At 45.1% G+C, this 22,702-nt stretch carries 23 protein-coding genes; 19 read left to right on the top strand and 4 right to left on the bottom strand.

Annotation, left to right across the window (positions count from 1 at the left end):
* The first annotated feature begins 31 nt into the window (after positions 1-31).
* From G9G54_RS14060 to G9G54_RS14035, 6 genes are all read left to right on the top strand, one after another.
* The gene (locus G9G54_RS14060) at positions 32-481 is read left to right on the top strand and encodes a GNAT family N-acetyltransferase (protein WP_165178535.1); all 450 of its coding nucleotides are present in this window, start codon (positions 32-34) and stop codon (positions 479-481) included.
* Positions 482-570: 89 nt separating this feature from the next.
* Entirely contained in the window at positions 571-984 is a 414-nt protein-coding gene (locus G9G54_RS14055) for a GNAT family N-acetyltransferase (protein WP_165178534.1), read from the top strand.
* Positions 985-1,166: 182 nt separating this feature from the next.
* Positions 1,167-1,664, top strand: a complete 498-nt coding sequence (locus G9G54_RS14050; protein ID WP_165178533.1) for a GNAT family N-acetyltransferase — start codon at positions 1,167-1,169, stop codon at positions 1,662-1,664.
* A gap of 299 nt (positions 1,665-1,963) precedes the next feature.
* Positions 1,964-2,323, top strand: a complete 360-nt coding sequence (locus G9G54_RS14045; RefSeq protein ID WP_202983873.1) for a GNAT family N-acetyltransferase — start codon at positions 1,964-1,966, stop codon at positions 2,321-2,323.
* Positions 2,324-2,346: 23 nt separating this feature from the next.
* The gene (locus G9G54_RS14040) at positions 2,347-2,802 is read left to right on the top strand and encodes a DinB family protein (protein ID WP_165178532.1); all 456 of its coding nucleotides are present in this window, start codon (positions 2,347-2,349) and stop codon (positions 2,800-2,802) included.
* A gap of 21 nt (positions 2,803-2,823) precedes the next feature.
* Positions 2,824-3,447: a class I SAM-dependent methyltransferase gene (locus G9G54_RS14035; RefSeq protein WP_165178531.1), complete on the top strand. Its 624-nt coding sequence runs from the start codon at positions 2,824-2,826 to the stop codon at positions 3,445-3,447.
* A gap of 164 nt (positions 3,448-3,611) precedes the next feature.
* On the opposite strand, the gene G9G54_RS14030 is transcribed toward G9G54_RS14035, so the two are convergent.
* Positions 3,612-4,475: a sulfurtransferase gene (locus G9G54_RS14030; protein WP_075154534.1), complete on the bottom strand. Its 864-nt coding sequence runs from the start codon at positions 4,473-4,475 to the stop codon at positions 3,612-3,614.
* A 75-nt stretch (positions 4,476-4,550) separates the two neighbouring features.
* Positions 4,551-5,495: a DMT family transporter gene (locus G9G54_RS14025; RefSeq protein WP_165178530.1), complete on the bottom strand. Its 945-nt coding sequence runs from the start codon at positions 5,493-5,495 to the stop codon at positions 4,551-4,553.
* Positions 5,496-5,728: 233 nt separating this feature from the next.
* On the opposite strand from G9G54_RS14025, the gene G9G54_RS14020 reads away from it, so the two are divergent.
* From G9G54_RS14020 to G9G54_RS13990, 7 genes are all read left to right on the top strand, one after another.
* Positions 5,729-6,637, top strand: a complete 909-nt coding sequence (locus G9G54_RS14020; RefSeq protein ID WP_069080346.1) for a hypothetical protein — start codon at positions 5,729-5,731, stop codon at positions 6,635-6,637.
* Between the two features lie 212 nt (positions 6,638-6,849).
* Positions 6,850-7,563 (top strand): 2,3,4,5-tetrahydropyridine-2,6-dicarboxylate N-acetyltransferase, encoded by a 714-nt coding sequence (gene dapD / locus G9G54_RS14015; RefSeq protein ID WP_013311259.1) that lies wholly within the window; start codon positions 6,850-6,852, stop codon positions 7,561-7,563.
* Between the two features lie 181 nt (positions 7,564-7,744).
* The gene (locus G9G54_RS14010; RefSeq protein WP_068942451.1) at positions 7,745-8,881 is read left to right on the top strand and encodes an N-acetyldiaminopimelate deacetylase; all 1,137 of its coding nucleotides are present in this window, start codon (positions 7,745-7,747) and stop codon (positions 8,879-8,881) included.
* Between the two features lie 76 nt (positions 8,882-8,957).
* Positions 8,958-10,067 (top strand): ABC transporter ATP-binding protein, encoded by a 1,110-nt coding sequence (locus G9G54_RS14005; RefSeq protein ID WP_025720927.1) that lies wholly within the window; start codon positions 8,958-8,960, stop codon positions 10,065-10,067.
* Complete coding sequence (locus G9G54_RS14000) at positions 10,057-10,869, top strand: ABC transporter permease (RefSeq protein ID WP_165178529.1); 813 nt, start codon at positions 10,057-10,059, stop codon at positions 10,867-10,869. Before G9G54_RS14005 ends, G9G54_RS14000 begins: the two co-directional genes overlap by 11 nt.
* Complete coding sequence (locus G9G54_RS13995; protein ID WP_013311255.1) at positions 10,859-11,680, top strand: ABC transporter permease; 822 nt, start codon at positions 10,859-10,861, stop codon at positions 11,678-11,680. Before G9G54_RS14000 ends, G9G54_RS13995 begins: the two co-directional genes overlap by 11 nt.
* A complete protein-coding gene (locus tag G9G54_RS13990) occupies positions 11,677-12,750 on the top strand; it encodes an ABC transporter substrate-binding protein (protein ID WP_165178528.1) in 1,074 nt (357 codons plus the stop codon). Before G9G54_RS13995 ends, G9G54_RS13990 begins: the two co-directional genes overlap by 4 nt.
* Before the next feature lie 106 nt (positions 12,751-12,856).
* Here the strand turns inward: G9G54_RS13990 and G9G54_RS25670 are convergent, their stop codons facing one another.
* The gene (locus G9G54_RS25670) at positions 12,857-13,036 is read right to left on the bottom strand and encodes a hypothetical protein (protein WP_238808059.1); all 180 of its coding nucleotides are present in this window, start codon (positions 13,034-13,036) and stop codon (positions 12,857-12,859) included.
* A 230-nt stretch (positions 13,037-13,266) separates the two neighbouring features.
* Complete coding sequence (locus G9G54_RS13985; protein ID WP_165178527.1) at positions 13,267-14,430, bottom strand: aminotransferase A; 1,164 nt, start codon at positions 14,428-14,430, stop codon at positions 13,267-13,269.
* Between the two features lie 183 nt (positions 14,431-14,613).
* On the opposite strand from G9G54_RS13985, the gene G9G54_RS13980 reads away from it, so the two are divergent.
* The 6 genes from G9G54_RS13980 to G9G54_RS13955 all read left to right on the top strand — a co-directional run bounded on the left by G9G54_RS13980 (position 14,614) and on the right by G9G54_RS13955 (position 22,694).
* Positions 14,614-17,985, top strand: coding sequence for an S-layer homology domain-containing protein (locus G9G54_RS13980; RefSeq protein ID WP_238808057.1), 3,372 nt, complete (start codon positions 14,614-14,616; stop codon positions 17,983-17,985).
* Positions 17,986-18,100: 115 nt separating this feature from the next.
* Complete coding sequence (locus G9G54_RS13975; RefSeq protein ID WP_023989581.1) at positions 18,101-18,502, top strand: VOC family protein; 402 nt, start codon at positions 18,101-18,103, stop codon at positions 18,500-18,502.
* A 109-nt stretch (positions 18,503-18,611) separates the two neighbouring features.
* Positions 18,612-19,142, top strand: a complete 531-nt coding sequence (locus G9G54_RS13970) for a GNAT family N-acetyltransferase (RefSeq protein WP_165178525.1) — start codon at positions 18,612-18,614, stop codon at positions 19,140-19,142.
* A 200-nt stretch (positions 19,143-19,342) separates the two neighbouring features.
* On the top strand, positions 19,343-20,752 hold the full coding sequence (gene aspA, locus G9G54_RS13965) for an aspartate ammonia-lyase (protein ID WP_103049539.1): 1,410 nt from the start codon (positions 19,343-19,345) through the stop codon (positions 20,750-20,752).
* Between the two features lie 175 nt (positions 20,753-20,927).
* Positions 20,928-21,518 (top strand): restriction endonuclease, encoded by a 591-nt coding sequence (locus G9G54_RS13960; RefSeq protein WP_165178524.1) that lies wholly within the window; start codon positions 20,928-20,930, stop codon positions 21,516-21,518.
* Positions 21,519-21,689: 171 nt separating this feature from the next.
* Positions 21,690-22,694, top strand: a complete 1,005-nt coding sequence (locus G9G54_RS13955; RefSeq protein ID WP_165178523.1) for a BMP family lipoprotein — start codon at positions 21,690-21,692, stop codon at positions 22,692-22,694.
* Positions 22,695-22,702 lie beyond the last annotated feature (8 nt).

Here is a 22,702-nt window from a genome sequence, read left to right as displayed (position 1 = left end):
AAAAAATAAAAAGACAATGGAGGTATGTTGGGTGCTGACATTAGAAAAAGCTAGAAAAAATGATGCACAAAAACTTGCTGCAATACAAAAGGCCAGTTTTGAGGATGAATCAAAGCATTTTAAGAATAACGAAACCGTTGGGCCAATAGGATATGACTCCGTAAGTTGGCAAGAAGAGATGATGCAAAATTGCGAATATTTCAAGATACTCTTTAATGGAGAAATAATCGGGGGAGCTATGATATTTGTAGAATGTAATCAAGTGCATAATCTAGGAAGAATCTTTATTGATCCAAATTTTAAAAATCAAGGAATCGGAACGAAGGTGATGGAGAAAATTGAAAGTAAATTTCCAGACAGCACTGAATGGTGGCTGGATACTCCTAGCTGGAGTGTCAAGAATCATCACTTCTATTCAAAGTGTGGATTTACTAAAGTTAGAGAAGAAGGTGACTTATACATTTTTAAAAAGACTTTATAAACTTATGTAATGTACAAACGTTATGAGACATCAGTGCTAAGTGTTACCAAGAAGATATTCAATGAAAAGAGTGAAAGGGAGGATTTACAATGAAGATTGATTTTGCGATTGAATCAGATTATGAGTATATCTCGTTAAGAGACAAGCACATACATAAGACACTGATAAGACCAAAAATAAAAGAAAATGAAATTCTAATAATTAGAGAATCCAATCAAGAAATAGGTTGGATGAGATACGGATTTTTTTGGGACAACACACCATTTATGAATATGATATGGATAGATGAGGAGTATAGAGGAACAGGTATTGGTAAAAAAGTTGTCCACTATTGGGAAGAATTAATGAAACAAAAAGGATTTGAAATGGTCATGACCTCAACACAGTCGAATGAAGGAGCTCAACATTTTTATAGAAAGCTTGGATATAGAGATGCTGGATGTTTAATGCTTGAGAATGAACCTCTGGAAATAATACTGACAAAGAAGTTGAATCAATATTAACGTTGAGTAAATCAAGGCAGGTACTGACATCTGACAACATAATATTCAAGCTGCGTCCACAATGGAGCCTAGGTCTGGGAGTTGAATTTCGAAGAGGGATTTCAGCAGACAACCCCTTTGGGGTTCATGAATACAGAAACGTTAGATGAAACCTTTGAGAATCTAGAAATGAGGTAACTTCAATGATGCAATACAGAATCCGACCAATAATAGAAGATGATGTGTTTTTTTTATGGGAGATGTTATATGAATCATTATTTGTCCCAGAAGGTCAAGAGCCATTCGATAAAGCGATAATAAAAGACCCTTATATATCAAAGTATATTGAAGGTTGGGGAAGAGATGGGGATTTTGGATTTATAGCAATGAACCATGAGGGTGAACCCGTCGGATCAATAACAGTTCGATATTTTAACGAGGATAATAAGGGATTTGGATTTATTGATAATGATGTACCCGAACTAGGGATGGCTTTGTTAAAAGAATACAGGGGAAGAAAAATCGGAATGGCCTTAATGGATGAATTATTTAAAGAAGCTAGGAAGAGGAATATAAAAAAAATATCCCTCAGTGTTGATCCGAGCAATACAGCGGCAATGAAACTCTACGAGAGATTCGGATTTAAAGAAGTTGGGAAAGTTGATTCATCAATCACGATGGTTGTCGATTTGAGAAGTTAAAATACAGTAGTAATAGGGATTATTTTAAGGAACTCAAAAGAGATCAAGGGTATCGCCTAACATCATATTCAAGCAGCGGCTCCTTACGGATTCTGAGTGCACCCAAACAATCTAAAACTCGGGAGTCAAGGGTTGAAAAATGTATGTAGAAAAATTCTCAATGGAGAGGGATTAAATGATCGTTAAAAGTAATTCAGGCAAAGGCTAAATAAACGTATCAGAGGCGATAATTATGATAGATTTAGAGTCAGAAAGATTACTTATAAGAAATTTTCGATCTGATGATTGGAATGATCTACATGATTACTTATAAAATGATAGGACACATTTATTTTAATCAAACCGTACCGTTTGAGTTTTTAACATGGGAAATAGGATACATATTCAACCCAAGATATTATGGAAATGGATATGCTACTGAGGCAAGTAGAAGAGTATTGCAATATGGATTTGAAGAGTTAAAGGCTCATCGGATTATTGCGATGTGTAATCCAGAAAACGCTTCATCGTGGAGATTATTGGAGCGCTTGTTGATGCGAAAAGAAGGTCATCATATGAAGAAAGCATTTTTTAATAAAACGGAAGAAGGACAACCCATTTGGCATAATGCATATCAATATGCGATTTTAGCAGATGAATGGCAAAGGAACAATGAATAATTTGAAAAAAGGAGCGTGATACCATGAATGAGAAGTCGCGGTTACTAGAGGAGTTCAAAGAATGGATCCGTTTTGTTTCTGAGATTCGTGAAATGGATTGGCAAATAACGATTGCTGAAGGTAAATGGTCAGTTCAGGATATCGTAAGTCATATACTACTGTGGGATAAATACTTTTTTGAAGCAGCAATAAATCCGATATTAAACAATAAACCTTTGACATTAACACATATGGATTTTGAACAATTTAATCAGGATGCTATTGAATATGGAAAAACAAAAACGAAAGAAGAATTAATTAAAATGACTATTCAGTACCGTAACATGATATTGGAGAGTATAGAGAGTTTTGAAGACGATAAGTTTACTAAAGAATATGCTAACGGGAAGTTTACTGTAATATCATATTTAAGAGATTTTATCTGGCATGATCAACATCATATCAGACAGATTGATGAACTTAAAAGAAAAGCTATGTGAGTATATAGGCGGGTGAATCATATGGGGGATTATTGGAACAAAAGATTTACTGAAGAAGGGATGATTTGGGGTTGTGAACCAAGTCAAACTGTAACCCAAGCTATAGATTTGTTCAAAAAGAATAATGTACATGATATTTTGGTTCCTGGTGCTGGATATGGAAGAAATACAAAGGCGTTCTCTTCTTATTTTCAGGTTGATGGAATTGAGATATCTAGTTCAGCTATAGATCTAGCAAAAGAATGGGACTTAAAAACGAATTTTATTCAAGAATCGGTATTAGAGTTTAGTACATGCCAAAGGTATGATGGAATATATTGTTATGATTTATTGCATTTATTTTTGTTAGAAGATCGAAAAAAACTGATACAGAATTGCGTGAAGCATTTGAAGGAATTGGGAGTAATGTATTTCACATGCTTTTCTGATTGTGATTTTAATAATGGTGTGGGTAGGGAAATTGAAGAAGGAACATATGAATACAAGAAAGGGAAATATGCTCACTTCTTTACTGAAGAAGATTTAAAAGGACATTTTAATGATTTGAATATATTAGAAACGGGTTCCATAAGAGAGACTCTGATATATGCAGAAAAACAACAGAAAAAATATGAATTAAGATATATATTTGTTCAAAAGATTTGATAGCTATTCTAAGAAGCAAGTAACTTCAACTACATCGTTTTATTGCTTCACTCAGCTCAAGTTGATTTTTTGTGCTTTTTGAACAAAGCAAATACACTGCCGTAAGCCTAATCGCTTAGGACAGTGTATTTGTCTTTAGAACCTGTATAACCGTTGAAAACTTTTTATTCCTCTCCGGTCGCCACCGGATTCTCCTCATAGCTGATCCAGTCGCTCCAGCTTCCCGGATATAAACGGACCTTACTAAATCCAGCTTCATTCAAGGCGAGTACATTGGGACAGGCGGATACGCCGGAACCGCAATACACGATAATTTCTGCGTTTGGATCAAGGTCGGCAAAGTGCTGCTGCAATTGTTCCGCATTTTTAAAGCTGCCTTTTTCGTCCAATACTTCTTTCCAAAAGTAATTCACCGCACCGGGGATATGCCCCGCAGCTTGATCTATGGGCTCTTCCAGTCCCAGGTAGCGCGGCCGCTCTCTGGAGTCGATCAGTATAGGTGAAAAACCGATATAGGAGCCAACAGGAGCAGAATCTTCGGATATATGTTGTACTTCTTTCATACTTGTGAGCATTTGTGGCTGAACATTTGCCACAAAGGTCGAGGGAATGCGAATCGGCTGATCTGCCGTAACGGGAAACTTTGCTTCCTTCCAAGCGCTGTAGCCCTCTTCCAGCACATACACCTGCTCATGCCCGAGATAGCGCAGGAGCCACCAGAAGCGGGAAGCCATCATACCGCCTTGGTCATCATAAGCGACGATGCGTGAAGATGCGTTGATCCCGGCACGACTCAGACGTGCGGCAAGTGTATCCGCATCAGGTAATGGATGGCGACCACCATGCTCACCAAGAGGAGCAGTAAGGTCTTCTTCCAAATCGAAGTGAACCGCCCCTGGAATATGGTCTTCATTAAATTGAGTCCGTCCAGCCCCGGCTTGTCCGAGCAGGGAACGGCAGTCAGCAATGATCATGTCCGGCTCATACAATCGGGCCAGCAGCCAGCGTTTGGATACGATGGATTTCATAGAGGATTCCGCCTTCCTTTATTTAACAGTAAATTTAATCCGTTGAGTATGGTTTATGAAAATGGGGTAAATAAGTTAAGAGCTGGCCTTCAGGGGATGCTCAGTGTCGGGCAACTCACTTTGGTGGATGACTTTCTTTTTAAAATCCGCTCCGTATCGGATAAAAATCCATACCCCGAACAGGATGAAAAAGCCTGCACCAAATTGTAAAGTAGACAGCCTTTCCCCGAGCAGCACCCAAGCTAGCAGGGAAGAAATAACGGGTTCGCCGAGTACCGCCATCGACACCGCGGTGGCGTTAATGTATTTGAGTAGCCAGTTAAACAGGTAATGTCCGAACAGCGTAGGCACAATGGCAAGCAGCAGGAACAGTCCCCATTCCCGTGGAGCGTATCCGGTAAAAGGAATGGCATTGACCACATTATACAGCGCAAGTGAGGTGGCTGCGATGGCGAAAACCCAAAAATTATACACAAATGCGCTCAAATGCTCGCGCAGATGCTTGCCCATCAGCATATGGATGGACACGGCTACCATACCCAAGAAGGACAGTGCGTCCCCGAGCAGGGCTTGTCCCGAGACATTGAAGTCTCCAGCTCCGATGGCCAGTGAGCTGATAAAAGCCATACCCATTCCGATGAGCATAGCGCGATTCGTGCCCGTCCGGAAAAACAAAAAAGAACCGAGCATGACAAGGATCGGCTCCAATGTCATAATAACGGTAGAGCTTGCAACGGTGGTCAGTCGCAGTGAGCCCATCCAGAGCAAGAAATGCAGCCCCAGCGCAATGCCGGACCAGAGGATCAGCATCCACTGCTTGCGGGTTAGGCTAAACAGCTCGGTGCGGTATTTCCAGACCAAAGGCAGCATGATCAGATTGGTTAGGTACAAACGGTACATAGCGATGACGGACACCTCGGCTTCAGACCATCTTACGAAGATCGAGGAGAACGAAATAGCGATAATACCTACGATGTACAATAATTCAAAGGAAAACGACGGTTTGTGTGCTTGATTCATGTGGCAGCTCCATCCGTATGGAAGAAAGTAAATACGTCTATGTTCCTTCCAAGCGGTATCTCGAAAAATAGGTTTAATAAAGCCCATTATACCGTACCTGACATTCCCGTGGTATTAGGATTTTGCAAAATCCTGAGAATGTTATAAACGGGAGCAGGAGGTAGGATTTTAAGTGAGATGCTGCGTAGAACTTTTGCTGCACAAGCTCGTCTATCATAGTGGAGGTGGATTTTATGAAAAAACAAAACACATTTTCAATCATACTACTGACTGTAGTGGCAGTGCTGGCTCTGTCAGCCTGTGGAACGAAACCGCAAACCAATAACACCGCACCTCAAGGGTCAGACCAACCGCAAACGCAACAGCAGCCGCAAGTTAAACCGGAGCCAATCGCTGAGCCGGAGGTTAAAAAAGGCACAGGTGTATACAATGGAGCTGCTGACCCGCATACGGTTGAGATTGAAACCAATGGCGAAGCCCAATCCTTCCAATTGGGGGAGGGACTGGACACGGTAATAGCTGGTCTTAAAGAAGGCGATACAGTAGCGTTTGAATATAACGAGAAAGCAGTAGAGGGGGACGCGACGGCGAAGCAACTGACTTTAACGAAAATACAAAAAACAGAGGCTGCAACAGATAGCAGTCAAAACGGAAGTTCCAGTCAAGCAGTAGGCGGGGAACGCTCGAAAACTCAAGCTTTTGAGCTTACCCTTGAAGGAAAAAAGGAAAAGCAGACAGCAACATTGGCAAAAGGAGAGGGATATTCACTGTATGTGTTTGATCCGATGTCCCTGTTTCCCGATCAAAACCGTGTTGCCTTGGCTGTAGATGATAACTATTATGCTGAAATTACAAAGCTGCCCTCCGATTTTAATCTGGATGAGCTTCAAAAAGAAGGCGAGAAGGATCTAGCTTCCATCGGTAAGGTGCAAAAGCTGGACAAAGCAGCCATACCTGAAGCGTTATCCAGTAGCCGCCTATTCTTACAAGCGAGCAGTTCGAAGATGACACAGCAATATATTGTTGTAGAAAATAAAACAGGCGGTTTCATCGTGAAAGTGAACATTCCACAAGGTGAACCTGCTGAAGGATTCGAATCCTTCATTTATACATCGCTGGAGAGCCTGCAAGCTAATAAATAACCCTACTTTGATGTGGGATGGTCGGCGGCTTACAATCATGAATTTAAGGCAGTTTTGCCGCTGGAAATTGTTATTTTAAGGGTTAGGTTAGAGCTATAAGGGTCTAATCTATAATTGCGAGACCTGCACTTTTGTGCTATAAAGGATGAGAGAATAAGATCATTCCGGCTTGCGAAGTCGTATGAAGCGATGAAGGAGTTGTTAGATTTACTATGTCCATCGAAATGAATACACAAGAAGTCATCAACGTGATTAAAAACAGCAAGAAAAAGACGCCTGTTAAAGTATATGTAAAAGGAGCTTTGGCTTCCGCATCTTTTGGCGAGAATGTTCAAGCTTTTATTTCTGGAGACAGTGGTGTTGTATTTGGTGATTGGGCTGATATCAAGCCTGTACTGGATAGCGCAAACGCGAAAGAAGAAGACTATGTGGTGGAAAATGACCGCCGTAACTCTGCTGTTCCTATGCTCGATCTGAAAGGTATCAATGCCCGCATTGAGCCAGGCGCATATATTCGTGATATGGTTGGCATCGGTAACAACGCAGTCATCATGATGGGTGCAGTGATTAACATCGGTGTCACGATTGGTGAAGGCACGATGATTGATATGAATGCTGTGCTGGGCGGTCGTGTTAAAGTAGGTAACATGTGTCACATCGGTGCAGGCGTTGTCCTGGCGGGTGTTATTGAACCACCATCTGCACAGCCAGTTGTAGTAGAAGACGATGTATTGATCGGTGCGAACTCGGTCGTATTGGAAGGCGTGCGAATTGGTAAAGGTGCAGTTGTTGCAGCTGGAGCTGTCGTAACTGAAGATGTGCCTGAATACTCCGTAGTGGCGGGTACACCTGCACGTGTGATCAAACAGGTCGACGATAAGACCAAATCTAAAACTGAGATTTTGAAAGAACTGCGCGTTCTGTAAGAAGGCAAAAGTTTTTTATGTACCAAAGGTGAACGATTCCTTGTCAGAAGCATGATGCACTGACAGCATAACTTAGGGACGAAGCACAACGGACAAGGCTCGGCGGCTGCGCCGGGCTTTTGTCCTTTTGTTCTTTTGCCAGATAAGAGCTGATGAGCTATAAAGAGGAGGAGTAGCGGTAATGAGTACGGTCGACTATCGTTCTTTTGTCCAAATACGAAGAGATTTACACCAAATTCCCGAGCCGGGTTTTGAGGAATACAAAACACAACAATATTTGCTGGATTATTTGGAAACGCTCCCTCAGGAGCGGTTGGAAATTCGTACATGGCGTACGGGCGTGTTGGTGTTCATTCATGGAACAGCTCCTGAACGCCGCTATGGATATCGTTGTGATATGGATGGTTTGCCGATTGAAGAAGAGACAGGGTACGATTTCCGTTCGACCCATCCCGGCTATATGCATGCTTGTGGACACGATTTACATATGACGATTGGATTGGGAATTGTTACTCACTTTGCAAGCCATCCGATTAAGGATGACCTGGTTGTGTTGTTTCAACCGGCTGAAGAAGGGCCGGGCGGAGCCTTGCCTATGCGGGACAGCACGGAGCTGGCAGACTGGATACCCGATGAAATTGTCGCGCTGCATGTTGCACCTGAATATCCTGTCGGTACAATTGCGACTCGCCCGGGCATCCTATTTGCCAATACGTCGGAGCTTTTCATCGATCTGAAGGGTATGGGCGGGCATGCTGCGTATCCACACAAGGCGAATGATATGGTAGTGGCTGCTTGCCAACTGGTGGGACAATTACAGACGGTTGTAGCCCGTAATGTGAATCCACTCGATGCAGCGGTCATTACCGTGGGTAAGGTTAGCGGAGGCACGAAGCAGAATATTATCGCGGAAACCGCCCGTTTGGAGGGTACGATTCGAACGTTGTCAGCCGATACGATGATGCTGGTTAAATCACGGATTGAAGCGCTGGTGCGCGGTGTTGAAGCTGGGTTTGAATGCCATGCAGAGATTCATTATGGCTCCAATTATTTGCAAGTGTACAATGAAGCTCAGGTGACCGAGGAATTTATGAACTGGGTCCGTAATCGGCAGGATGTGCAGCTTATTGAATGCGGAGAAGCGATGACCGGAGAAGACTTCGGGTATTTTCTGGAGCGAATTCCCGGTCTGATGTTCTGGCTTGGTGTTGATACGCCTTATGGTTTGCATCATGCGAAGCTGGAACCTGCGGAGGAAGCGATTGGTGTAGCCATTCGTGTGCTGACAGACTATTTTACATGGAAGTCTCAAGGGTAAATGATACGCCCTGAATAATTATGTTTAATGAAAAGAATGAAATGGAATGAAGTCGAATTTTTTGAAGGAGGGTGTTATGGGAGAGCAAACCATCATCCGATTTGAACGGGTGACCAAGCAATATGACAACGATCCCCCAGTGCTGGCGGACGTCAGCTTTGAGATTGAGCGTGGTAAATTTTATACACTGCTGGGGCCTTCCGGCTGTGGTAAAACGACGATTCTGCGTATGATTGCAGGTTTTGCAGAGCCGACAGAAGGCTCTATTTATTTAAATGGAAAACTCATTAATCGTGTTCCAGCCAATGAGCGGCAGGTTAATACGGTTTTTCAAGATTATGCGCTATTTCCCCATCTGAATGTGTTTGAAAATGTAGCCTTTGGTCTGCGCATCAAAAAGATGAACAAAAAGGACATTCAGGAGAAGGTGACACAGGCGTTGTCCTTTGTCAATCTGGAAGGCTACGGTGAGCGAGAAATTTCTGAGATGTCCGGGGGACAGCGTCAGCGTGTAGCCATCGCACGGGCTATCGTCAATGAGCCTGATGTTCTCTTGTTGGATGAACCGTTGTCTGCACTGGATTTAAAGCTTCGTACAGAAATGCAGTACATTTTGCGCGAAATGCAGCAGCGCCTTGGAATTACTTTTATTTTCGTTACGCATGATCAGGAGGAAGCACTGGCCATGTCGGACGAAATTTTTGTTATGAACAAAGGTAAGATTGAGCAGAGTGGTACGCCTAATGATATTTATGATGAGCCGATCAATCGGTTTGTTGCTGATTTCATCGGCGAATCTAACATTGTCCCAGGACGGATGATTGCAGATTATCAAGTGGAATTTAACGGTCGACAGTTTGAGTGTGTCGACGGAGGATTACGTCCGAACGAACCCATTGAAATTGTGATCCGGCCGGAGGACTTGGAGATTACGAATGTTGCTGAAGGCAAGCTGCGTGTGAAGGTAGATACCCAATTGTTCCGTGGTGTTCACTATGAAATAAGCTGCTATGATGATTCGGGTCAGGAGTGGCTCGTGCATTCTACCAAAAAGGCGGAGCTGGGCAGTGAAATCGGTCTGCGATTTGACCCGGAAGCGATCCATGTGATGCGGTTTGGGGAAACAGAAGAAGAATTTGATCGGCGTCTGGAAGCCTATGAAGAGGTGGATCAGCATGTCCGGTAATACGAGAGCAGCGTATCTGCTGCCTTACTATTTATGGATTGTGCTGTTTGTGGCGGCTCCAGTTGTACTTGTGTTTTACTATTCACTATTTGATGTGGATGGTCATCTCACCTTCAACAACTATGCTCAGTTTCTGACACCTGTTTATTTGAGCATGACGCTTAGTTCGTTTTGGTATGCATTTCTGATCACAGTATTTTCACTGTTAGTTGCTTACCCGGCGGCATATTTGCTCACACGCACCAAGCATAAGCAGCTGTGGCTGTTGCTCATTATTTTGCCGACCTGGATTAACTTGCTACTCAAAACGTATGCTTTTATCGGGATTTTCGGAACCTATGGTCCGGTGAATACGGTGTTAGGTATGGTTGGGTTGGGAGGTCAGCAATTATTGTTTACCAGCTCCAGCTTTGTGTTTGTGTCGGTTTATATTTTTGTGCCTTTTATGATTTTGCCCATTTATAACGCGTTGGAAGGGTTAAACCCTTCATTGCTGGACGCTGCCCGAGATTTGGGAGCCTCCAAGTGGACTGCGTTTCGCAGGGTTATTTTCCCGTTAACGCTTGCGGGTGTGCGATCCGGTTGCATGGCTGTGTTTATTCCAGCGTTATCGCTGTTTATGATTACCCGCCTGATTGCAGGTAACCGTGTGATTACACTGGGGACGGCGATAGAGCAGCATTTTCTGGTTACTCAGGATTGGGGTATGGGCTCTACGGTTGCCGTGTTCCTGATTTTGGCGATGGGGATCATTATGCTGCTCACCTCGGGAACGAAACGGAGGGTGCGGCATGGTAAATAAAAACCGATTTGGGAATATATATTTGGTTATTGTTTTTCTCGTGTTGTACGCACCTATTTTGTATTTGATGTACTATTCCTTCAACAGTGGCGGGACGATGCATGAGTTTGAAGGTTTTACACTCCAATATTACAAAGAGGTGTTTGCCGACACTCGCTTGATCATTATTGTCATTAACACCTTGGTGATTGCTTTGCTGTCGTCTGCGTTGGCTACGATTATTGGCATCATGGGGGCGCTGGCTATTCATCAGATGCAGAACCGTCGAGTCAAAAACACGCTGCTATCGCTCAATAATGTATTGATCGTGAACCCGGACGTCATTATTGGCGCTTCCTTCCTCATTTTGTTCACGATGGTCGGGATTAAGCTGGGTTTCTACTCCGTTTTATTATCCCATATTGCATTTAGTGTGCCGATTGCGGTCATTATGATTTTGCCGCGGTTGCAGGAAATGAGTCCATCTCTGGTCGATGCCGCGCGTGATTTGGGTGCCAGCCGAATGGATGTGCTGACCAAGGTGATTCTACCCTTTATCAAGCCAGGGATTTATGCGGGCTTCTTTATGGCGTTAACGTACTCGCTGGATGATTTTGCGGTAACCTTTTTTGTGACAGGCAGTGGCTATTCGACCTTATCAGTGGAAATATACTCACGTGCCCGTCAAGGGGTTTCCTTGTCCATCAATGCGCTATCCACGCTCATTTTCCTGTTTACTGTGCTGCTGGTGGTGGGTTACTACTTTATTATGCGCAAGGCGAATCGTAATGGTAAAAAAGAGCCTGCGGCAGAAATGGGGGTGCCTAGATGAAGTCACTTGTGCGCGTGTTTCTGTCGATTTTCATCATCTCGTTTGGGCTGATGGGGGTGGCCGCATGGTTGAATTCCAGTCAAGGCTACTCCGGTGGCAACACACTGACGGTGTACAACTGGGGAGACTACATTGACCCCGAGCTGTTGGAACGGTTTCAGAAGGAGACGGGGATTACTGTCATTTATCAGACGTTTGATTCCAATGAGGCGATGCTGACGAAAATCGAGCAGGGAGGAACTTCGTTTGATGTAGCGGTTCCCTCGGAATATGCTTTGGCTAAAATGAAGCAGGAGCACTTGTTGCTCCCGTTGGACCACAGCAAGCTGCCGAATTTGAAGCATGTGGATTCTCATTTTCTAAACCTTTCGTTCGACCCGAATAATGAATACTCGGTACCGTATTTTTGGGGTACAGTCGGGATTGTGTTTAACCCGGAGCTGACGAAAGGCATTGATTTTCATAGCTGGAACGGTCTGTGGAATCCAAAGCTGCGTAATAATCTACTGTTGGTTGATGGTGCGAGGGAAGTCGTAGGGATGTCACTGAACAGCCTTCACTATTCCTTGAACGATACGAATGAGGCACATTTGCAGCAGGCATTGACGAAGTTGGAGAAATTAGCACCCAATGTCAAAGCGGTTGTCGGTGACGAGATTAAAATGCTGCTGGCAAACGAGGAAGCTGCTGCTGGAGTTGTATGGTCCGGTGATGCGTCTGAAATCATGGATGAGAACGACAAGCTGGATTACATCGTGCCAGATGAAGGGTCCAACCTGTGGTTTGACAATATAGTTATTCCAAAAACCGCTACCCATGTGGATGCGGCTCATAAGTTCATCAATTTCATGATGCAGCCCGATGTAGCCGCCCAAAATGCCGAGTTTGTAGGTTACTCCACACCAAACAAGGATGGAAAGAAATTGTTGCCTGAAGATATCTCTGGTGACGAGCGTTTTTACCCTCCGTCCGAAATTACAGACAAGCTGGAAGTATACAACAATCTAGGCAAGCGCATGCTCGCTCATTACAATGAATTGTTCCTGCAATTCAAAATGCATTTAAAGTAGGGGAGTGGCGTTGGGATTAGGGGTTGGTGCTTAAAGGTCGCTGCGGTGGCGGATGGTGCTTACCATCGCTGTTAAATTCCGATTTTTTTGATTGAATATTTAAAGGTTAAAATCGGAATTTAAAGGCGACCGCTTCGCTTGTCCAGCACCATTCCGCCCCCTCCGCTGCACCGTGCTTAAAGCTAGTCACCCATGAATCCCTACGCCGATAGCCGTGGGAGTAGAGCGAAAAGGCCTCTGAACCACCTGTACGGGTGGCACAGAGGCCTTTTTTATGTTTACTCACCGTGCGAGGCGGGTGAGTATTGTACTTCCGCTCCCCTTACTCTATACACATGTTAGCGGAATGGGGGACTTTAAGGCGGGTAGTGAGCGAAGTGGGCCATTTGAATCTGGAGAAGCGGTAGCGTTCGCCTTTGCTGAGGGATTCTTACCTATAAATGTTTTATCCAATCCAAGAATCCCCCAGCAACAGCGATCGGAAGATCAAATGGACTGCGTAGCGCCTCTCCCACCTTAACTCCTCACAATTCCCCTAACAAACCTCTCTATTTTATCCAACCCTTGCTCCAGCACATCCTGCCCGTAAGCATAAGACAAGCGAATGTATCCTTCGCCATAGGAAGAAAAGGCATCTCCAGGTACGACAGCCACTCCATGCTCTTCCAGCAGCTTCAAGGTAAAATCCATAGAGCTTAATCCAAAATGCGCGATGGAAGGGAAAAGGTAAAAGGCTCCCTCGGGTTTCTCCAGCGGGATACCCATGTCTGTCAGCCTTCCATGTACATAATCACGACGCTTGCGGTATTCCTCACGCATCGGAAGTGCATCATCGACACCAGTGGTCAAGGCTTCCAGGGCAGCATATTGGCTAATCGAGCTGGCACAGGTTACGTTGTACTGATGGACTTTGACCATGTGCTGTGTAATTTCAGCGGGTGCAAGTGTAAAACCAATGCGCCATCCCGTCATGGAATGTGATTTAGACAGACCGTTGATGACGATGGTGCGCTCCCGCATACCTGGTAGAGCTGCAATGGACACGTGGGGTGTATCGTAAATCAGTTCACTGTATATTTCATCCGAAATGATAAACAGATCGCGTTCCTTCAGTAAATCCGCGACCGCTTCCAGTTCTTCGCGACGCATCACTCGTCCGGTTGGATTCGAAGGATATCCGAGAATGACTGCTTTTGTCCGTTCGGTCAGATAAGGCTCCAGCACCTCGGCCGTGAGCTTGAAGCCGCTACTGCGGGTATCGGCAAACACAGGAATGCCGCCTGACAAACGGATCAATGGCTCGTACCCTGGGTAGATCGGGACAGGTAGAACAACTTCATCGCCGGGTGACAAAATCGTGCGTAAAGTAATATCCAGCGCTTCACTGGCTCCATTCGTTACGATAACCTCATCCTGTCCACGGTAATTCAGGCCGTATTTACGAGCTACAAACGCCGCTGCGGCTTCTCTTAATTCCGGCAGTCCCGGATTAGGTGTATAGGAGGTGCGTCCTTCGTTAATCGCCCGATGGGCAGCTTCCATAATATGCGCAGGGGTAGGGAAATCCGGCTGTCCGATCGTTAATGACAGGGTCCCGGGTAATGCGGCAACTTTGTTGGCGATTTTGCGGATGCCGCTGATTTGAATGTTTTTAACCTGATCGTTAAGCAAATGCTCCATAGCGTATGTGCCACCTTTTTCTGTATTAGAACAAGTTTACAATAATTTGATCTGAATATGCTACGGCAAGAAGAATTCATTTTACATAATTCAGGCACTAAATTGACTAATTTATGGTATCTTAAAAGAAGAATATATTTGTAAGCGTAATCATAGTAAAAATGGGGAGGGGAGTATCTTTTGATGAAACAAGAATACATAGTAAAAATATTACCCACGAAATTAAAAAGGTTCGGGATCACATGGCTCAGTGTCATACTGGTGCTTTCAGCTGGAGGACCGGTAGGGTTGTCCAGTGGAAAAGCTTCGGCAGAGCCTGCATCTTTTGCAGGAAAAGAGGTGCAACCTTCACCCGTAACTGTAGGGGCAAGTGTATATGCAGATGTCTATTTTCCTAAAAAGCTTCGCATCCACGATGTACAGGGGGCAGCGCACCGTTCTCCATATGAAGGACAAAAAGTAGCGGATATTGAAGGCGTTGTCACGGTGGTGAAGGGGAGCAGTTTCTATATCCAAGAGTTGGATGCTCAAGTGGATCAGGATGAAAAAACATCCGAGGCCATTTTAGTGTACAAGCCTAGTCACGGTGCACAGGTAGGGGATGAGGTAAGGGTTAGCGGTTCGGTAAAGGAATACACGGAAAGAACATATGCAAGCAAGCCAATCGACCTGACGACCACAGAAATTGTGGCTTCTTCGGTTAAGGTAATTGCCAATGACCGTCCATTGCCAGCTCCAATTTTGCTAGGTGAACAGGGACGTGTGATGCCGACATCTAGTGTGGATCATGACGGAATGACGGTGTTTGATCCACAGGAGGATGGCTTGGACTTTTTCGAAAGCCTGGAAGGCATGCGTGTAGAGTTGAGGGATGCCACTGTAATTGGTCCCTATGGTTATGAAATTCCAGTCCGAATTGATAACGGTCCAAACACAGGTGAGGTTGTAACGGAGGCAGGCGGACTCATGCTGACAGAAAGAAGTCTGAACCCGCAACGGATTCTGATTGATGCGAAGCCTTCGACACCGTTGAAAACAGGCGATCGTTTTGCGGGTTCTATCACAGGTGTGGTGAGCTATAGCTTTAGCAATTATAAGCTGCTGCCAGAGCGTATGCCGGATGTTGTACCTGGCGGCCTCCAGCCAGCCAACACGCGTTTGATAGGGGATGATCGTAAGCTGACAGTAGCTTCTTTTAATGTGGAAAACTTCGATCCCGGTGATGGAAAACGGATAGATCAGCTGGGGCAGGCTATCGCTGTAAATTTGAATCATCCGGATATCGTAGGATTGTTGGAAGTACAGGATAATAACGGTGAGAAAGATGATGGCACCACAGACGCTTCCGAAAGCTTCCGTGTGCTCATAGAGGCGATTCGTGCTCATGGAGGCCCGGAATACAATTTTACAGATATTGGCCCTGAAAATAATAAGGATGGCGGTGCCCCCGGTGGCAACATCCGTGTTGGCTTCTTGTACAATCCGCAACGTGTTACGCTGACCGACAAGCCCAAGGGGGATTCAGTTACGTCTGTCACTTATGGAGTGCAGGGACTCTCTCTCAACCCGGGTCGGATTGATCCCCTGAATGCGTCATTTGAAGACTCGCGCAAGCCGTTGGCCGCTGAATTTGAGTTTGAAGGCCAGCAGGTGATTGTGGTCGCTAACCATTTTAATTCCAAAGGGGGCGATCAAGCGCCATTTGGAGGAATTCAGCCGCCTGTGCGAAGCAGCGAAATACAGCGTGCGAAGATTGCAACGATTGTGAATGGCTTTGTAAAGTCGGTACTGCAAGTGAACCCTAAGGCCAATATGGTGGTGCTCGGTGACCTGAATGATTTTCAATTTTCTGAAACGCTGGCTTTGCTACGGGGGCATGAATTGACCAATCTGATTGACAATTTGGATGAAAAGGAACGGTACTCCTATATTTATGAAGGTAACTCGCAAACATTGGATCATATGCTGGTCAGCCCGTCACTAAGCAAAACATCCGTGCTGGATATCGTTCATATGAATGCGGACTTTAGTACGGCAGACGGGCGGGTAAGCGATCATGATCCGTTGGTTGCGCAAATAGATTTGCCGCGCAAAACGGAAGAACCACCGACAGATGGTGGGAGTGGCCGAAATGACGATGATGATGAGGATCGGCAGGATAACGAAGGAAACGGTAACACTGGAAATGGCGGTAACGTGAATGGAACGGTAAATGGACAGGGTCAGACCGCCAGTAGTGAACCCAATGGAAGCAGCCTGTCTGGTACAAATGTGGTGCAAGTTAAGTCTGTGATGATCGGAGTAGAGCAAAATGGACTGAAAAAGGCAGTTGCTCAAGTAACAGCTGCTGAAATACAAAAGGCCATTCAAAATGGTGCGAAGGGTACGCTTGTGATCCGTGCAGAGGAGCAAGTAGAAGCGAGGACGTACGAGGTTCATTTAAACGGGGAAGCTTTGGGAGCCGTCTTGAACGACCGTATTCGTACCCTTCGAGTGGAAACGCCACAGGGTGGATATGAGATAGCAACAAGTCGTTTGTCTCTTCAGAAACTGGCTGATACCTGGCAGGTGCCTGCAAAACAAATTTCCTTGAATTTTTCCATCATTTCGAACGAGGAACTGGCTAAACGCTTGGATGTTCCGACAGGGCGCAAACTGTTACAGGCTTTGGATATCGCCGCTGAGCTGAGAAACGAGGATGGACGGAAACAGCTTTTGGCAGGTAACGGAGATTCTGGTAGTGGGTATGAACGTTATCTGTTACGTGTTCCTGCAACGGGCGATGCAGACCAGCTTGCTGTAGTGAAGGTATCGACCAACCAAGCCGGACAGCTGTCCTATCAACCTGTTCCTTTTCACGCTGCGAGTGAGGAAATAACCGTGTATGGACGTTCGGGAGGGACTTACGCTGTGCTTGATGGCGGGGCTTCTGGTGAAGTCAGAACGTTCATGGATATATCCGGCCATTGGGCGCAGCAAGACATTACACGGTTGGCAACTCGCCTGCTTGTGACGGGGACCCATTCAACAGCCTCTACAGCTAGTGCGACTCGTGAAAGGGACTTAGCGAACGTGCATTTTGAGCCTGAAGGCCAGATGCGACGCTCTGAACTGGCAGCGATGCTGGTTCGTGTGCTTGGACTGGAGCGTACAGATCGCACGCTGACGAGCTTTGACGACGTTCAAACCGAATCGTGGTATGCGGATTCCGTACGTACCGCAGCAGCAGCCGGGCTGATCAACGGGTATGCTGACGGAAGCTTCCGTCCCGATACACCGGTATCGAAGGAGGAACTGGCTGTGATCATAGAGAGAGCCTTGCGCTTCGCTGGGAACACAGAAGAACATACAGGAGAAGTGATTGAAAGTATATCCGTATCATTATCGGATGCGCAGGAGATTTCTACATGGGCAGCTCCGGCTGTGAAGACTTTGTCTGGACTAGGTATTATGAAGGGAGACGAGAAAGGCCGTTTTGGCCCGGCTACATCCGTGACGAGGGCAGAAGCTGCGGCTGTATTATCTCGCACACTGGATAAGCTACATTGGGAATAGGAAACTTCACTATACAAATGTCAGATTGATTGACTTTATACGATAGTTAAGTTATCTTTTGTGGAGAGATAGTATGATAAAGTAGAATGAATGACGAATGAAGAGGTGAAATGTCGTGGGAGTAACAGCTAAACAAATTTTTGTGAATTTGCCAGTTAAAAATCTGCAACAGTCCATTGATTTTTTCACTACCATCGGATTTGAATTCAGCGCTCAGTTCACTGATGAACATGCAACCTGTATGGTTGTTAGTGAGCATATTTTTGTCATGTTATTGGTTGAAGAACGTTTTAAAGCGTTCACGACAAAGGAAATTTCAGATGCCACAAAAAGCACAGAAGCAATTGTTGCCTTATCGGTGGAGAGTCGAGAAAAGGTAGACGAGATCGTCCACAAGGCTTTGGAAGCGGGTGGCAAGCCCTCAAACGAACCTCAAGATCATGGTTTTATGTATGGATGGAGCTTTCAGGATTTGGATGGTCATCTGTGGGAGTTCTTTTATATGGCAGAGCAGTAATGGAAATGAGAATGATGAAGTAAGCGAAGTATTATGGAAAGTAAACTATCCTAAAAAGATAGTTTGCTTTCTTTATTGTATATTATCGAACTCATCGGGAGGAATCACAATGTCTAACGAAATGAGAGTCTACCCTGTTCAGGCTTTGGATGAAGCCCTGGTAGATTCGCTAAGTCGACTGTTAATCGACGTGGTTGCAGACGGTGCATCTATAGGTTTCTTACCCCCATTAGGTTATCAGGAAGCAGCAGCTTATTGGAACAATGTACTTGAGGACGGCGTAGTTCTGTGGATTGCCGAGAAGGACGGAGTACCTGTAGGGACGGTCCAGCTTCATTTGGCTCAAAAAGCTAACGCTATTCATCGTGCGGAAATTGCAAAGCTTATGGTACATCCGTCCGGTCGCAGGCTGGGGATCGCACGACAGTTAATGAAGGCAGCGGAAGAAGAGGCACTAAGTCAGGATAGAACGTTACTGGTGCTCGATACGCGGGTGGGTGATCCCTCCAATGGACTATACGAGTCGATCGGGTTCGTAGAAGCTGGTGTTATTCCGGGTTATGCTCAATCAGCCGATGGTCAGCTTCATGCCACTCGATATTATTATAAGCCGTTAAATCCGTATTCAAGTCATAGCTGAGCATTTACCGAATAAGTGTGGTATATACGGGTAATCATAACTTGTCATAGGATTACATAGCTTTTTCCGCGTTTATTCAACTGGAAAAGCACGGGAATAGAAACGTATAATGAAGAGGGGGATCAGAGAAGGTCTTTTTATGTCAATTTGGCTGTACTGAATTGAAGAACGTAGCAAACACAGCGGAGGAATCAGAAAATATGAGGTTGGAGCATGATTTTTTAGGTACCAAGGAAGTGCCATCAGATGCCTATTATGGTGTACAAACGTTGAGGGCAAAAGAAAATTTTCCGATTACAGGCCAAAAACTGCACCCTGAGTTGATTAAAGCCATGGCGATTGTAAAAAAGGGAGCAGCGACGGTAAATATGGAACTAACCCGTTTACACCGCCCCAAAGCAGAGGCCATTATTCAGGCTGCTGATGAGATTATACAAGGACAGTTGCATGATCATTTCATCGTCGATCCGATTCAAGGCGGCGCAGGCACGTCCATTAATATGAATACAAATGAAGTGATTGCGAACCGCGCGCTGGAGCTGATTGGAAAGCAACGCGGAGATTATCAGGAGATCAGTCCTAATAATCATGTTAATATGGCGCAATCGACGAACGATGCTTTTCCTACAGCCGTACACTTGGCTGTATTAAGTATGATTGATAAGCTGTTAGCTACCATGAGTGAGCTTCAGGAAGCATTCTCCCGCAAGGCAAATGAGTTTGATAGTGTGATTAAAATGGGGCGAACTCACTTGCAGGATGCAGTGCCGATTCGATTAGGGCAGGAGTTTCAGGCTTATGCGCGTGTGCTGGGTCGTGATATCGGACGCGTCCGTGCGACCAAGCAGCACCTGCTAACGATTAATATGGGTGCAACTGCGGTGGGTACTGGCCTGAACGCAGACCGTCGTTATATTCAGCGTGTCGCAGAGGTACTGGCAGACGTCAGTGGCTTCCCTGTGGAAGCTGACGAAAATCTTGTAGATGCTACACAAAATACGGATGCTTATACTGAAGTGTCTGCCGCCTTGAAAATTTGTATGATGAATATGTCTAAGGTGGCAAATGACATCCGTTTGATGGCTTCCGGACCACGTGCGGGTCTCGGGGAACTGAGTCTGCCTGCCCGCCAGCCAGGGTCATCCATTATGCCGGGCAAGGTAAATCCGGTGATGTGTGAGGTCATTAACCAAATTGCTTTTCAGGTCATTGGTAATGATCATACAATCTGCTTGGCTTCAGAGGCTGGTCAGCTCGAGCTGAATGTAATGGAGCCCGTACTGGTGTACAACCTACTGCAATCGCTGGAAATTATGAAGCAGGGCTTCCACGTCTTCCGCATTCATTGTGTGGAAGGAATTGAAGCGAATGTGGAGCGTTGTCGTGAATATGTAGAGAACAGTGTAGGCATTATTACAGCGCTTAATCCGCACCTTGGATATGAGGTGGTATCACGCATTGCTCGCGAAGCAATTACGACTGGGAAATCGGTGCGCGAGCTGTGCTTGCTGTACAATGTACTGACCGAGGAGGAGTTGGACATTATATTGGACCCGTACCAAATGACTCAGCCTGGTATTGCCGGAGAATCTTTGCTGAATCGCGAATAATAATGCGGAGTATGGAGTTTAGACAGCTTTGAGGCAAGACGAAGATAGCCCCGTCGAATCTGGCGGGGCTATTGTTATGTGATAAAGAGAGATGTAATACAGGAGTCAGCGTGCATAGGGGAGTTCCCTGTTAAGGATGATACGGCTACGCTTATGGTAGAAAAGGGAGAGTTGGATGTTGCTAGAGAAATTATTGACATACAAGGAATTAGGAATAGGACTCATTGTACTTTTAGTGTTGTTTGCGCTCATCATCAGAGGACTGGTACGTGGTCGCAGAAATCGGATTTTACGTGATCTGGACCCGCACAAAATTGGAATTCAGGATATAGATCGTATGGAGGATGGGTCGGAATTTGAGCTTTATTTGCAGCGGTTATTATCCGAGCTTGGCTATAAGGATATCTATAAAACAACCAGTAGCCGGGATTTTGGAGCGGATCTGGTTTTTACAGACCGTGAAGGCGTCAGAGTTGTCATACAGGCCAAACGTTATGGGGTACAACATCCGGTAGGTTTGGGAGCAGTGCAGGAGATCTATACCTCTATGCGTTATTATGCAGCTGACAAGTCCCTCGTCATCACCTCCGGCCGTTATACGGAATCCTGTAAAACACTTGCTGCTGTCAACGGGGTTAAATTATTAGACCGCAACGACTTGATGGACATGATTGATTTATTCAAGACGAAACACCGCGAGGAAGTCATGGATCTCATAGAAAGTAAAACCGAAGTGATTGCTTCCAAATGGAGTAAAAGTAAATAAGATTGGGGACTGATTGTTAGGCGATGTTATTCGAGCCTGGTGGTCAGTCCCTTCTATTTTTTCATAATAAAATAGAAGAACTGAATTTACAGAAATTATTATGAAAAAATATGCTTTTATAACCGATATAAAGATGTTGGGGATTTCCAAATTATGCTGAGGTGATATGTCATGAAGAAGCGAGCAGTACTATTAAATGTTAGGTGGATTCCCATTGTCACAATCCTTGCATTATTGCTAAGTGCATGTGGGCAATCGGCAGCACAAACCAAGGCTCAGCCCATTAAGGTGGGAATCGTACTGTCAGATATTGGTTTGGGTGATCAGTCTTACAGCGACGCGGCTTTTCGAGGTTTGGTCAAGGCACGGGATGAGGGGAAGATTGTTTTTGAATACCGGGAAATAACGGAGACCAAGACGTATGATGCGGCTTTTGAACAGCTTGCTCAAGAAAAAGCGGACTTAATCATTGGGTTGGGTTACATGGTGAAGGACAGTATGGAATCCATTGCCAAAAAATACCCAGACCGTAAATTTTTAATCGTGGATGAGAAATCAGATTTACCGAATGTGGCCTCTATTAGCTTCAAAGCAGAAGAGGGCAGTTTTATGGCTGGAGTCGTTGCCGGTTTGACGAGTCGCACCGAACAGGTGGGTTTTCTCGGAGGTGTGGAATCTCCTTTGTTGAAAAAGTTTGAAATTGGATATAGCGCAGGGGTTCACTCAGTCAAGCCTGATGCCAAAGTCACCGCTACGTATGCAGGAGATTTTGGAAAGCCAGAGCTGGGGACGCAAATTGCAGATGACATGATCAATAACGATCAGATTGACGTTATCTATGCAGCCGCAGGCCTTACGGGTGTGGGTGCGCTACAAGAAGCACAGAAGCAGCAAAAATTCGCCATCGGGGTCGATAGCGACCAGTTTTTTATTGCGGAAAAAGCGGTAGTGACCTCGATGTTTAAAAATGTAGACATTGCCATTTATACAGCAGTCAAAGGCTTTGCAGATCATCAAAGAAAATTTACGGAGAAGGATATGGTGTTTGGTCTTGCGGAAGATGGTGTAGGTTTGGCGCCTATTCGTGTCGTGACACTGAGTCCGGATCAGCAAAAGTTGTTGGATGATTTAAAGGAAAAAATCAAATCCGGCACACTGACTGTTCCCACCCAATAAATTTTCGC

The organism is Paenibacillus sp. EKM212P (assembly GCF_011066115.1).
Lineage (GTDB): Bacteria > Bacillota > Bacilli > Paenibacillales > Paenibacillaceae > Paenibacillus > Paenibacillus polymyxa_B.
This window is presented reverse-complemented; position numbering and strand designations above follow the sequence as displayed.